Raw genomic sequence first — 13,104 nt, 5'->3', positions numbered from 1 at the left:
AAATGATTGGCAAAATCCTTATTTTGCTTCATTTTCCGCAATGATATCTGTGACCTTCATCAAGCGGGTCAATGTTGCTCGTTCGTCTTCTGCCAGATTGCTTTCGATGTATTGAATGGTTTCCGTCAGCTTGGGAATCGTCATATACTCTAACGCATTGACTCTTCGCCTCGTCCGCTCGATCTCATTGGCCATCAGTTGACAGGTTTTCTCGATTTCGGCCAACTGAAGCATCACTGGCAGCATCTGATCAAGATGAGACAACGAGAGATCCAGCTCACTGGTGGTACTTACAAAACCGTAGGAAAAGTCATCATCGGAGCTCTCTTCTTCGTAAACAGGATTTAACACTGGCACATCCATATTCATGATGGTCCGACTTTGTACATCTAGGGTCACTTTATTTAAAGGGATCATAAATGCTTCTTGCAAAACGACATCGGGAATACTACTAGAAGCCAGCACATACTCTTCCATCCCTGCTTGCAGCGCAGTTTCCATTTTTTTACGAAGCTTCTGGTTTTTCTTTACTAGCTGAATGAATTGGCGCACCAGCTCATCTTGCTTGTCTTTCAATAATTTGTGACCACGGGTTGCCGTCGTCAGCCGTTTTTTCAAACGACTTAGTTCCATCCGAGTTGGATTGACATTTAAGATCGCCATTAAGAACTCACATCCTCGTCCGTTGGGTAATAGGCGTCGATAAATTCTTCTTTGATACGGCTCAACTCTTGTTTTGGCAAGGTAGCTAATAGCTTCCAGCCTAAATCTAACGTTTCTTCAATCGTCCGGTTGGTTTCAAATCCCTGGTTGACATACTCTTTTTCGAAAAGATCTGCAAAACGCGCGTACTTTTTATCAAGATCAGACAAGGCAGACTCTCCTAAAACGATCGATAACTCTTTGGCAGCTTTCCCATCGGAATAGGCGGCATAAATTTGATTCATCGTTGCCGCATGATCTGCACGGGTCTTACCTTCTCCCGTTCCTTTGTCCTTCAACCGAGAAAGACTTGGCAAAATATCCACTGGCGGATTGATATTGCGTTTGTAAAGGTCCCGCGACAAAATGATTTGTCCTTCTGTGATATAGCCAGTCAAATCAGGAATCGGGTGGGTTTTATCGCCATCTGGCATCGTTAAGATCGGAATCTGTGTGACCGATCCTTCTTTGCCCATCAAACGTCCTGCCCGTTCATACAGTGTAGCTAAGTTGGTGTATAGATACCCTGGGTAGCCGCGACGTCCCGGAACTTCTCGGCGGGCAGCGGAGATTTCTCGCAATGCTTCGCAGTAGTTCGTCATATCGGTCATGATCACTAAGACGTGCATGCCTTTTTCAAAAGCCAAATACTCTGCTGCAGTCAATGCCATCTTAGGAGTAGCGATCCGTTCGATTGCTGGATCGTTGGCAAGGTTCATAAACAAAACAGATCGATCTAATGCACCGGTTTTGCGGAATTCATCCACGAAAAATTCAGCTTCTTCAAACGGAATCCCAATTGCTGCGAAGACGATCGCAAAATTGCCTTCTTGGCTGGGTACTGTTGCTTGTCGTGCGATTTGAGCAGCGATCTCTTTATGAGGCAAACCAGAAGCAGAAAAGATTGGTAATTTTTGTCCACGAACTAATGTATTTAAATGATCGATCGTTGAAATCCCAGTTTGGATAAATTCATCCGGGAAGTCCCGTGCCATCGGATTGATGGCTTCACCATTTACATCGATGCGTTTTTCGGGCAAGATTCTCGGGCCATTATCTTTTGGTTTTCCTAAACCGTCAAAAACCCGACCCATCATATCTAGAGAAACCCCTAAAGTTAAACCAGTTCCTAGAAACCTTGCTTTGCTTTCTTCAGCACTCAAATTACTTGTACCCTCAAATACTTGGACAACAGCATTGTCATCACTGACTTCCAGTACTTGTCCTTGACGGATCTCGCCTGTGTCCATGCGGACCTCAACGAGTTCGTCGAATTTAACGCCTCGAACATTTTCGACCACCATTAAAGGGCCGGCAATTTCGGAAACTGTACGATATTCTTTTAACATCAATGAACACCTCCAGTTTCAATGATTCGTTGTAACTTTTCTTTGATGTCATGCTTGATCGTATCCAAGCGGGTCAATTCTTCTTCAGGAATGTATTTGCTGCGGGCGATGCGCTCACGCAGATCAACCGTTCCTTTTGTGATCTCATCTAAGTAAGCACCTAGCTGCAGTGCACGTTGGGCTTGTTCATTAAAGTAAAGAATATTCTCCAACATTTTGAACTGCTTATTGCGAGATGTATACGTGTCAACGTCATCAAAGGCGTTTTGCTGCAAGTAATCTTGTCTCAAAGAACGGGCTGTCATCATTGTCAAACGGTCTCTTTGAGAAAGAGAATCCATCCCTACCAATTGAACGATTTCTTCTAAACGGCTTTCTTCTTGGAGAATCGCCATTGATTCATTGACTAGCTCCGACCAGCGATCGCCTAATAATTGATCTAAATAAGAATTGATTTGATCTTCGTAAAGGGAATAGGAATTCATCCAGTTGATGGAAGGAAAATGCCGTTTTTGCGCCAGCATACTATCCAATGCCCAGAAGACTTTCACGATTCGTAAGGTATTTTGGGTGACCGGTTCTGAGATGTCTCCACCAGCAGGTGAAACCGCACCAATTGCGGTAATGCTTCCTTCCCGAGGCTGTGTGCCTAATGAATGGAAACGCCCTGCTCGCTCATAGTATTCCGCAATTCGACTTCCAAGGTACGCCGGATAGCCTTCATCTCCTGGGATCTCTTGCAATCGTCCACTCATTTCCCGCAGCGCTTCTGCCCAACGTGATGTTGAGTCTGCCATGATAGCAACACTATAGCCCATGTCACGGTAATATTCTGCAATCGTGATTCCTGTATAGATTGAGGCTTCCCGAGCAGCAACTGGCATATTCGACGTATTGGCGATCAAGACCGTTCGTTCCATGATGGACTTGCCGGTATTTGGATCGATCAGTTCAGGAAATTCATTCATAACATCCCGCATTTCATTGCCTCGCTCGCCACAGCCGACATAGACCACGATATCCACATCCGACCATTTAGCAATTTGGTGCTGAACAACCGTTTTTCCGGCACCAAATGGTCCGGGAACGGCAGCTGAGCCGCCTTTTGCCACTGGAAAATAGGTGTCGATGACGCGCTGTCCAGTGACCAGTGGTTCGCCTGGATTTAATTTAGCAGTAACGGGACGTGGTTGACGAACCGGCCATTTCTGAACCATCGTCAAGTTTTTTTCACCCTCAATGGTTTCTAAGACACAGATCACTTCAGTAATAGCAAAATTCCCTACCATGATTTCTTTGACGGTTCCTTCATAGTTTGGTGGCACCATGATCTTATGCTCGATCACCGATGTTTCTTGTACTGAACCTAAAATGTCGCCACCTTGTACGGTATCACCGACTTGTACTTGAGGGACAAAGGTCCATTTCTTTTGGCGATTCAGTGGATCGATGGTAACCCCTCGTTCCAAAAAATCACTTTCTGTTTGCGACATAAACGTATCTAATGGTCGTTGGATCCCATCAAACATCTGAGTCAACAAACCTGGTGCTAGTTCGACAGACAATGGTGCGCCTGTCGTTTCCACGGGCTCGCCTGGTCCGATTCCCGCTGTTTCTTCGTATACTTGGATCGAAACCAGCCCTTTTTTGATCTCAATGATCTCACCGATAAGGCCCTTGTCACTGACTTTGCAGATTTCGTGGATTTTTGCGCCACTTAATCCTGAGGCGGTGACCAGTGGTCCCGATACTTTTTCAATTGTGCCAAATGCCACATTTATTCCTCCTAGCTGGCTGACTTGTCTGTTATGAATCTAATATATTCATTCCTACCGCTTTTTCCACATTTTGCTGAATTCGTGCCATGCCGATCCCTAAACTACCCGTACTACTTGGAATCGGAATGATCGCTGGTGTCGGTACTTCTTCATAGCGGCGAACGATCGGTTCTAATTGTTCGATCAGTCGCTCAGTCAAAAAGATTACCCCATAGGCTTCAGCCATTTCTTCTAGTTGTTGGGCGGCTTCATCCAAATCGCTGACTGGAAAGATGTCGATCCCTAGCCCTTTGAAAGGCAAGATCGAGTTCTTACCACCCATCATTGCTATTTTTTTATGCATAACTATCACGCACCCGACTTCTTAAAATCTCTTCCGGCACCTTATTGATTTTCCCAATCAGGAGAATACGCAAGTTCTTGCTTTCAATTTCCTTGGCGTACAAGTAACCTGCCAATGCTGAAGGGCCAAAAGGAACAATTTTATGTTCTTTGAGCTTCGCCATTAGAAAATTGTCTTTGCGTATATCAAAGGTATTCAAGGTCTTCTTCTCTACCAACTCTTCATAGCTGTGATTGATCAGTTCTTTATAAGGAGTCCCTTGCAAATATGCCACAAATGCCTCAAGGGAAGTCGTGATCTCAGCTAACAATTCTTTTGCAGGTAGGTTTCCATGATCGGCTAAAACTGCGCTGATAAAGCCGCGCTTGCGTTTCATCGCGTAACTGCGCAACGTTGTTGAAATGTTGAAAATATCGATTTGTCGACGAATCAAGCTTTGCAGCAGATCGTCGTCGTATTCTTTGCCAATCGTCCACAATTGTTCCCAATAGTGGTTATCAAAGATGATGTCGATCGATTGGACCTCATGGTAGTTCTCAATATAAGAGAAGACTTCTTCCACACAATCAACCATCTCTTTGGCAACAAGATTGCTTTTTCTGGTCTTGACCAGATCCTTAAGGACGGAAAGCGGCTGGGTACCAATTGGGACAAGATATTCAGAAAAATCTTCTTGCATGTACGCCGCTTTTACCAAGACTTTCAGATTTTGATAGTCATATTTCAAAGCAAAGAAATCAACGATCGCTTTTTCCGGTGTCAGCTGATACATCGTGTCGTATACCCGTTTCAACTCCGCCATCAACACATGTTCAAAGTCGTGTACACGATCATCCTCGTTGATGAAGTCACCATAAACCGTTTCTTGCAACATACCGTAGATTTCTTCTGCGCTAGCAGCCGAGAGCATCCGCTCATAGCGGCTGCGATCGAATAATTGCGATTCATACGTCCGAATTCTCGTATTTAAGGTATTGTATTTGATGTCATTCATCTGTTTGCACCTGCTTACTGTTCAAAAATCAATTGCAGTAACGTATTGCTTAACTCTTCTTTGTTGGCTTCTAGTAGCGCATCAAAAGTAAAATTCAACTCGATCGCTTCTTGTCGCAACAAAAAGCCACCCTTACGAGGGATCGTTTTATTTACCAGTTTCAGCTGAACATCTGGGGCAGATGCCTGCAATTTAGCGAGGAGCTCCTCATCCACTAAATGGCGGGTCTTCTCACCTAAAAGCAACTCAACCTCACCAGTTAACCTTGCATTCGCCAAGCCATTAGCGATAAACGCATAAAATGCTGCTTGATCCATCGTATTTAAACGGGTCAAAGCCTCAGTAAACAGCTCATCTAAGACCGACTGCTTTGCTGCCAAGACCTTGTTTCTTGATTGAATATGCACATCTGAGATTTCCAAATACATCGTCGCACGTTTTTCTTTTTCATAAAAAGCTAACCGTTCACTAAGTTCTTTTTCTAATTGCGTTCGCTTTAAGTTTTCTTGATTTTCACTTTCTTTTTTCGCTTCTTTGATTTGCAGCTGGTATTTCTTTTCCGCATCAGCGGTTATTTTGTCAGTTAAACGTGTAATATCAGACATTCACTTTTCCCTCCTCTTAATTCAAGACAAGCAAGAAGGAAATAACGAACCCTAAAATACAATACGTTTCCATCATCGCTACCAAGATAATCCCTTTGGTCACATGTTCTGGTTTTTTGGCTAGAATCTGCATCGCAGCACTTGCGGCACGTCCTTGCCATTTTCCGGCTACGATCGCTGTTAATGCGATTGGCAACGAAGCAATAAACAAGTACAATCCGCGATCGAATGAGAGCGAACCGCTGATCTGACCAAAGATCATAAAGGAAATTACGAACCCGTATAACCCCTGAGTACTAGATAGCAACTCTAAGATCAACGCTTGTCCGAATTTCTCTGGCTGCTCTGAGATCAAGCCTGACGCTGCTTCACTGGTCATCCCAACACCAATCGTTGATCCGATACCGCCGCAAATCGTTGCGGTCGCTACACCTAAAGCTGCAAAAACAATTCCACCATTTTCGTAAAAGAAACTAATCCAATTTTCCATTATTGTCCTCCTGTAACTTCTCTTCTGAGATGATCTCTACATAGTTTTCATTTGATTTGAAGGGGTCAAAGGCACGTCCGCCCCCCGTAAAGAATTTTCCAAAATACTCTAAATACTGCAAACGGATACCATGAACATACGCACTAAGGTAACTTAAGAAAATATTTAGGCCATGCAATGCCACAAATAATAAGATACCAACCGTAAACCGGGCTGCTGGCGGCAGGTAGCTGATGATCAAGTTGAAGGCTGAGGCGATACTTCCGCCGGCAACCCCTAACGCCATCAGACGGGTGTAACTGATCAAGTCACCAACATAATTGGTCACATCCATCAATCCGTACAATCCAGAACCGATTTTTCCTGCTAAGGTTTTACCTTCTAAACTGCCTCCGATGGCCACTGCTAATAGACTGGCAGCGATCATTACGATCCCAATCATTTGTAACGGTGTGTCAGGGAAAAGCAGCATTCCTGCGGCAACAAAAGCCACACTGATCAAAAAGACGATCCATGAACCGGCTTGGAACATCGCAGCCAGTTTCTGGTCTTTTTTCTTCCATAGAATATAGAATTTCAGCGCCAAACCAAACATGATCTGGATGTACCCAAAGATCACGGATAAGACTAAGATCTGGTTGACATCATCCTGGGCAGACAACAGTTGGAATGAGAATTCAAATCCGAAGAAGTTGCCATAGATCAAGCCCCAAATAATCGTGGGGATCGAGCATAACTGAAAGAGGGTCAAGTTTTGTTCCAGCCCTTTGCTGAGGTGGAACAGCTTTTTCCCAAGAAACGTCGCCAGAAACAAAAGCAAACCATAGCCAAAATCGGCAACCATCATCCCGAATGCCACCATATAAAAAGGCGCCATAAATGGTGTCGGATCTAACTCGTCATATTGCGGCAAGCTGTACATCCGAACAAGTCCTTCAAAAGGTTTGATCCAACGTGCGTTTTCTAATAAAATCGGCACATTACTAATCTCTTTTTCCGTCACTTCTTGGTATTCGAGGTAATAGTTATCCGTAGTTCCTTTTTTGATGCGTTTTTCTAATTCGGCCGTTCCATCAACAGGAACCCAGCCAGAAAGCGAGACCGCATGAGTAGAACGTAAAAGCATCTTATTGCTTTTTAAGCGGGTGATTGCTCCATCTAAATACTCGGCAACGATCCGCAAAGTTTCTTGCTCGTTTGTCATTGCACGAAGAGAGGCTTTGATCTCTTTTTCTTCATCAATTAAACGTTGGGATTTTTCTTTCATCGTTTGCAGATCTTCTTCTGGGATGCCCTCATAAGGGTAGATGTATTGCTCAAAGGCTACTTTTTTAAGAAGTGAAGTTACTTTTTCTTTTACATCTTTGTGGAAAAGGACCAGTAAATAAGTGGTTGTTTGTGATTGATAAACAGTTTCCACATAGACGAGCGGCAGCTTCTCACTGTTCGTCGTAAAGTCAGCCATTTCAGAAGTGGGAATCGAACCTAGCAAGCCACCTGATTTTTTTAATTCCTTTAAAACCGCTGGACGCTCTTTAAAATACTTCCAAATCGACAGCTCTGCTTCTTGTGCTAATACATCGCGTTTTTCTTGATCGATCAAGCGAAGACGTTTGTCTTGTTTACGAAGGGTCTGGCATAATTCTTGCCAGGGATAGGTGTGGGCTGTTTCAGCCAATTCTTGAAGGGTATATTTTTTGATTGGTTGCCGCAGTTGTGCCAGCATTCCTTTTTTGGGTACATATTCTTCTAAAAAATTTAAGCTCCAGTTGACTTGACCAAACTGGTTCTCCATTTCTTCTTCAGACTGTTCCTCGCGAACCGGTGTCAAAACACCCGTCGTTTCTTCAGAATCGTAGTATTTCTCCGAAGAAAGCAGTTCTACGCCCTGAAAGTCTTGCAGCTGCTCTAAAACAGCTTCTTTCTGATCGTAAAAGGTCAACAGACTGAACTTTTGCATTTTTGCAATTGCCATTTATGTCACAACCTTATTTATTATTATTGCCAATGCTTCTTCCTTTAACTCATTAGGGATCGTTCGTAGTGTTTCCACTTCTGCTTTCGTTTTAGCCATGAGCGGTTCTTTTGACTGTGTTAACTCAGCTGCGATTTTTTGATTGATTGCTTCTTTTTGTTGGGCTTCTTTTTCTGCCAACTCTTTTTTAAACGCCTTCAACCGTTCTTCGCGTTCTTGTGCCAATTGTTTTTTTTCTGCTTCCGCTTCTTGGTTTTTATTTTCAGCAAATTGCTCTGCTTCTTGTAATAATCGAATTGCATCTACTGCCATTTTCTCACCTGCTTTCCCTTTTTTTCCGCAAAAAAAACCACTACAAATCAAGCATATGGCATTCGCTGATCGTAGGGTGTCAAAAATCAATAAGTGGCAAATACCTTCACCTATTTCCGTTTTCTAATATAACCGTACCATAAATTTAGCGATAGAACAAGGTTCCTAGCGTTTTTTTATAGTCTTTACATATAAAAGTCACAAAAATTACACATTTTCACAAAAAGAAATCCTTTTCAATTTATAGGGGGTTAAATGATGACAAAAAAGAAAGATTAGAAACAGAATGCCGTTTCAAATCTTTCTTTTATTTTTCTCTCTTCTATTTCTTAACTTTCATAATTTCAAAGCAAAAATCCGCAATTAAAATAACAAAGATTCGTCCTACTCACGAATAAATGGCATACTCATACAGCGTGGACCTCCACGTCCGCGAACCAATTCACTTCCTGAGATCTCATTCAACTTGACGCCTGCCTCTTTTAACAACCCGTTGGTGATGGTATTGCGGTCATAGACCACGACTTCCCCTGGGGCGATCGCCAATGTATTGGAACCATCATTCCATTGTTCTCTGGCTGCTGCCGCTAAGTCGTCACCACCACAGCGAATCAAGTGTACTTCAGGCAAATCTAAATAACGGCAAAGAATGTTTTCCAACGTATCTTTTTCCTCATATACTCGCACACCGTCCTTGTGTTTAGTGATTGAATACAGCGAAAGTTCTCCCTCGATTTCTGGATGGATCGTGAACTTATCATGATCCACCATCGTAAAGACCGTATCTAAGTGCATAAATTTTCGTTCTTCACCAATATTAAATGCCAAGATATGTTCAAAACTCGGTTCTGTAGCAAAAATCGTTTCGGCAATTTTTTCGATAGAAGCAACCTCGGTTCGTTGAGAGATACCGATCGCCACGATTTTATCAGATAAAATCAGCTGATCGCCGCCTTCCATCCGCGTCGTTTCGTCCCGATGATACAAAAAGTTCGTCTCATTGCGGGAAAACATCGGGTGGTGCGTAAAAATTTGTTTTCCGTAGAGGGTTTCTCGTCTTCTCGTTGCAGAATACATTCGATTCAAGGAAACGCTATGACCAATCGTAGCAAACGGATCTCTCGTGAAATACAAGTTTGGCATTGGATCGATCAAAAAAGGATATTCCGTTTCAACGATCGCCGTTAACTTGCTAGCTCTTGGAATTTCTACCTCACTTTTTTTCAAGCCCGCCATCGTATGATCGATAAAGGAGCGATTATCTTTGATCGACAGGAAAAAATTGCGCACTTCGTTGCGAATCTCTTCATCAAGGATCGTTGTCTCATTTAAATAATCTTCTAAAAAAGCTTCTTTGGCACCGGTCGTCGACAATGTCTCTGCAGCAAGATCTTCCAAATAAAGGACTTCCACCCCTCTGTTTCTTAACGTCTCGGCAAAAAAATCATGCTCTTTTTGTGCTTGGTCTAGAAAAGGAATATCATCGAACAACAAGCGATCAAGATAATCCGGCATCAAGTTTTCCAATTCTGCTCCTGGACGATGCAACAGCACCCGCTTTAAGGGCGCAATCTCAGAAAAGATCTGTATTGGCTGGTTCATGGACGTGTCTCTCCTTTTTCGCATTTTTTGTGGAATAACTTATGTCATTCCTCGTTTATGACTCCTCGACACATAATTATTCATTTCTTTGACTCATAGTAATCTTCTGCTAATGTTTAATAGTTTTTTTGATCTGTTGGTTATAAACATGCATTTTTTTATAAAGAAACTATTAATAAAAAAACAACTACTTAGAGAGATAAATTTTAGATGTTTTAATTTACCGCCTTTTTCAATTGTATATTTTTGTTAAAAAAACAGCAAGGCAAAAGAACTGGCGGACTATAGCCCTAGTTGCGAAACCAGATTGAACTATCTTTGTTTTTTTGGATCATTTCATGATTTTCAAATGATACCGCTATCAAACAGATGAATATTTGATATGATTCAAGTATCTTGATACTAAAGAAACGTCTATAAAGGAGCGATTTGATGAAAACGCAACGTCAGCTTTACTATGGTGCCGACTACAATCCTGAACAATGGTCTAAAGAAGTCATTCTTGAAGATATGCGCTTAATGAAAGAAGCAGGTGTGAACTATGTAAGTATCAATATTTTTGGCTGGGTCAATCTGCAGCCAGATGAATCCACCTATGATTTTGACTTTCTGGACTGGTTGATGGATCTTTTATATGAAAACAATATCATGATCGACCTAGCCAATGGAACAGCTTCTCCTCCCGCTTGGCTTGTTCAAAAACACCCTGAGATGCTGCCTGTGACCATTCATGGCAATCGACTGGTTCATGGTGCGCGCCAGCACTACTGTCCGACTTCCCCTATCTATCGTCAATATGCCGCCGATTTGTCTGAAGCAGTCGCAAACCGTTATGCTAATCATCCAGGGCTGGTCATGTGGCATATCAATAATGAATATACGTGTCACATCCACGAGTGTTATTGCGATCATTGTCGGAAAAGATTTCAGACATGGTTAGCAGAGAAATATCTGACCATCGCTGGATTGAATGATGCTTGGTCAACGAAGTTTTGGAGTCAATCCTATGGCAGCTGGGAGGAAATTTTCTTACCAGAGGCAATGCCAACCTTCAAAAATCCTGCACAGCAATTAGACTACCGTCGGTTTCTTTCCGACATGAATCTGGAACTTTATCAAATTGAAAAGGCGGCGATTGCAAAATATTCCCATGACATTCCTTATATGACCAATCTTATGGGCTTACACAAATACGTAGATGGATTTAAATGGGCACCTGAAATAGATGTGGTCAGCTGGAATTCGTACCCGAATCCCTTTGAAAAAATCCCTTACCCGCAATTTCTTGCTAACGATTTAACCCGCAGTTTGAAGAAAAAGCCATTCTTGATCATGGAGCAAGCCACCAGCGCCGTTAATTGGCGACAAATCAACGGGGCCAAGACCCCCAACCAGTTGCGTCTTTGGAGTTATGAAGCGCTCGCTCATGGTGCTGATGGTATCATGTTCTTTCAATGGCGACAGTCTCGTGGCGGTGCGGAAAAATTTCATAGTGCGATGGTGCCTCACGGAGATCCTCAGTCAAGCCGTATCTTTCGTGAATGTGCACAATTAGGCAACGAATTTTCGCAACTATCCGAAATCGTTGGGACGCGCTTCTTGGCTGATGTCGCAGTTGTCTTCGACTGGGAAAATTGGTGGGCGCTGGAATTGGATGCCAAACCAAGAACCTTAAAATACATTCATCAGTTACGCAGCCTGTATGCCGCACTTAGGGCGTTAAATCTGAGCGTAGACTTTGTCCATCCTTCCGAATCCCTAGGCGGCTATCCTTTAGTGATCGCCCCAAATCTCTATTCAGCACCCGAAGCATTCGGTAAGAAGATCCATGATTACGTGCGACAAGGCGGCATCTTCTTGACCAATTTCTTTAGTGGGATCGTCAATGAATATGACCAAGTCTATCTTGGGGGCTATCCAGGACTGTTTAGGGACACCTTAGGGATCATTGTAGAAGAGTTTTACCCAATGAGAGCGGCTACCCATCACCAAATTGACTTCCAAGGTCGTCGGTACGACAATTCTCTATGGGAGGAAGTCATCCATCTAAAAGGTGCGAAAGCTTTGGCAACCTTCCATTCCGGTTATTTGACCGATAAGCCAGCCATTACCATGAACCGGATCGACGATGGATATGCGTATTACGTAGGAACAGAATTGTCCCTTGAAGGTCTAACAACATTTTTAACGAGCATTCTGGAAAATCACAATTTAACGACTCATGCCCAGCTCTTCTTGGCTGCTCCTACTGAAGTCTCCGTTACCTGCCGCAAAGGTGCTGGCTATACACTCGTCTTTCTCTTAAACCATACCGAGCAGACAACAGAAGTGAAGCTGAAAGCCGCTGGAGTAGACCTTCTAACCAAAGAGACCAAACAGTTGACAGTTCTGAAACCAAAAGAAGTCGCAATTCTTAAGTATATTGATTGATCTAAGGAAAGAACCTCCATGAAGCGATCGCTTCATGGAGGTTCTTTTATTGAGGTTACTAGATTAGAAAGGTTCATTAGACTAACGATAGGCGTTTTCTAAATAAGAGCTTATCTTTTGTCTTCGCTCTCCATCTCTTTTTTCTGAATAGTGATACTCTGGATTAGTCCAATGGGATTTGTCATACAACCAAACAGGCATTTTTTTTGCTTCGTTAGTTTCCCATTCATAACGAGGAAAAAGATGTGCATGAAGAAAGTTATCGGTATTTCCCAATAGTTCATAATTGATTCTCAATGGAGAACACGCCTGTATTATAGCATCTCCTAAAAGAGTCATATCAGTTAAGAAAATCTGACGCTCGCTTAAATCTAGATCATTTAAAGAAGCCACCTCTCTTTTAGGTAATAATACACAATATCCGGGAAGAAATTGGACATCGCCATAAACAGCAAAACTGCCAGGCAATTCTTTGATCACCATTGGATTTGTCCCATCTATCGCCGATTTGATTCTATTCTCAT

At 42.8% G+C, this 13,104-nt stretch carries 12 protein-coding genes (1 of these 12 only partly in view); 1 reads left to right on the top strand and 11 read right to left on the bottom strand.

The features are described 5' to 3' along the window. Positions 1-18 precede the first annotated feature (18 nt). The 10 genes from IGJ26_RS05290 to arcA form a co-directional block, all read right to left on the bottom strand. Positions 19-663 carry a V-type ATP synthase subunit D gene (locus IGJ26_RS05290; protein WP_016613064.1) on the bottom strand — a complete coding sequence of 215 codons (645 nt, stop codon included), beginning with the start codon at positions 661-663 and terminating at the stop codon, positions 19-21. Beyond that, positions 663-2,051, bottom strand: coding sequence for a V-type ATP synthase subunit B (locus IGJ26_RS05285; protein ID WP_005237151.1), 1,389 nt, complete (start codon positions 2,049-2,051; stop codon positions 663-665). The genes IGJ26_RS05290 and IGJ26_RS05285 overlap by 1 nt, the downstream gene beginning before the upstream one ends. Beyond that, the gene (locus IGJ26_RS05280; RefSeq protein ID WP_008380990.1) at positions 2,051-3,826 is read right to left on the bottom strand and encodes a V-type ATP synthase subunit A; all 1,776 of its coding nucleotides are present in this window, start codon (positions 3,824-3,826) and stop codon (positions 2,051-2,053) included. Before IGJ26_RS05280 ends, IGJ26_RS05285 begins: the two co-directional genes overlap by 1 nt. Positions 3,827-3,857: 31 nt before the next feature. Further along, positions 3,858-4,172, bottom strand: coding sequence for a V-type ATP synthase subunit F (locus IGJ26_RS05275; protein ID WP_005229240.1), 315 nt, complete (start codon positions 4,170-4,172; stop codon positions 3,858-3,860). Continuing rightward, a complete protein-coding gene (locus IGJ26_RS05270; RefSeq protein WP_005237156.1) occupies positions 4,165-5,166 on the bottom strand; it encodes a V-type ATP synthase subunit C in 1,002 nt (333 codons plus the stop codon). Before IGJ26_RS05270 ends, IGJ26_RS05275 begins: the two co-directional genes overlap by 8 nt. Before the next feature lie 14 nt (positions 5,167-5,180). Beyond that, on the bottom strand, positions 5,181-5,771 hold the full coding sequence (locus tag IGJ26_RS05265) for a V-type ATP synthase subunit E (RefSeq protein ID WP_016621387.1): 591 nt from the start codon (positions 5,769-5,771) through the stop codon (positions 5,181-5,183). A gap of 16 nt (positions 5,772-5,787) precedes the next feature. Further along, on the bottom strand, positions 5,788-6,261 hold the full coding sequence (locus tag IGJ26_RS05260) for a V-type ATP synthase subunit K (RefSeq protein ID WP_005237160.1): 474 nt from the start codon (positions 6,259-6,261) through the stop codon (positions 5,788-5,790). Continuing rightward, complete coding sequence (locus IGJ26_RS05255; RefSeq protein ID WP_008380982.1) at positions 6,245-8,236, bottom strand: V-type ATP synthase subunit I; 1,992 nt, start codon at positions 8,234-8,236, stop codon at positions 6,245-6,247. Before IGJ26_RS05255 ends, IGJ26_RS05260 begins: the two co-directional genes overlap by 17 nt. Beyond that, positions 8,237-8,548: a hypothetical protein gene (locus IGJ26_RS05250; protein WP_008380980.1), complete on the bottom strand. Its 312-nt coding sequence runs from the start codon at positions 8,546-8,548 to the stop codon at positions 8,237-8,239. It abuts the gene before it with no gap. Positions 8,549-8,932: 384 nt separating this feature from the next. Further along, entirely contained in the window at positions 8,933-10,150 is a 1,218-nt protein-coding gene (arcA, locus tag IGJ26_RS05245) for an arginine deiminase (RefSeq protein ID WP_008380978.1), read from the bottom strand. Positions 10,151-10,582: 432 nt separating this feature from the next. Here arcA and IGJ26_RS05240 point away from each other — a divergent pair, with 432 nt between their 5' ends. Further along, positions 10,583-12,580 carry a beta-galactosidase gene (locus IGJ26_RS05240; RefSeq protein ID WP_194199407.1) on the top strand — a complete coding sequence of 666 codons (1,998 nt, stop codon included), beginning with the start codon at positions 10,583-10,585 and terminating at the stop codon, positions 12,578-12,580. Between the two features lie 81 nt (positions 12,581-12,661). Here the strand turns inward: IGJ26_RS05240 and IGJ26_RS05235 are convergent, their stop codons facing one another. Next, positions 12,662-13,104, bottom strand: partial view of a hypothetical protein gene (locus IGJ26_RS05235; protein ID WP_194199406.1) — the 3' portion only. Its footprint extends 10 nt past the window's final position; the window shows 443 of its 453 coding nt (coding positions 11-453); its start codon lies off the right edge, out of view; its stop codon occupies positions 12,662-12,664.

Origin of the sequence: Enterococcus sp. AZ095a, from assembly GCF_050546735.1 — a bacterium.
In the GTDB taxonomy this organism is placed as follows: Bacteria; Bacillota; Bacilli; order Lactobacillales; family Enterococcaceae; genus Enterococcus_D; species Enterococcus_D entomosocium.
Note: the sequence above shows the minus strand (reverse complement) of the source record. Positions and strands in the feature narration are given on the sequence as shown.

Excerpts from the sequence above, each read along its gene's own strand:
- IGJ26_RS05290 (WP_016613064.1), bottom strand. The coding sequence starts at position 663 with ATGGCGATCTTAAATGTCAATCCAACTCGGATGGAACTAAGTCGTTTG.
- IGJ26_RS05285 (WP_005237151.1), bottom strand. The coding sequence starts at position 2,051 with ATGTTAAAAGAATATCGTACAGTTTCCGAAATTGCCGGCCCTTTAATG.
- IGJ26_RS05275 (WP_005229240.1), bottom strand. The coding sequence starts at position 4,172 with ATGCATAAAAAAATAGCAATGATGGGTGGTAAGAACTCGATCTTGCCT.
- IGJ26_RS05270 (WP_005237156.1), bottom strand. The coding sequence starts at position 5,166 with ATGAATGACATCAAATACAATACCTTAAATACGAGAATTCGGACGTAT.
- IGJ26_RS05265 (WP_016621387.1), bottom strand. The coding sequence starts at position 5,771 with ATGTCTGATATTACACGTTTAACTGACAAAATAACCGCTGATGCGGAA.
- IGJ26_RS05260 (WP_005237160.1), bottom strand. The coding sequence starts at position 6,261 with ATGGAAAATTGGATTAGTTTCTTTTACGAAAATGGTGGAATTGTTTTT.
- IGJ26_RS05255 (WP_008380982.1), bottom strand. The coding sequence starts at position 8,236 with ATGGCAATTGCAAAAATGCAAAAGTTCAGTCTGTTGACCTTTTACGAT.
- IGJ26_RS05250 (WP_008380980.1), bottom strand. The coding sequence starts at position 8,548 with ATGGCAGTAGATGCAATTCGATTATTACAAGAAGCAGAGCAATTTGCT.
- arcA (WP_008380978.1), bottom strand. The coding sequence starts at position 10,150 with ATGAACCAGCCAATACAGATCTTTTCTGAGATTGCGCCCTTAAAGCGG.
- IGJ26_RS05240 (WP_194199407.1), top strand. The coding sequence starts at position 10,583 with ATGAAAACGCAACGTCAGCTTTACTATGGTGCCGACTACAATCCTGAA.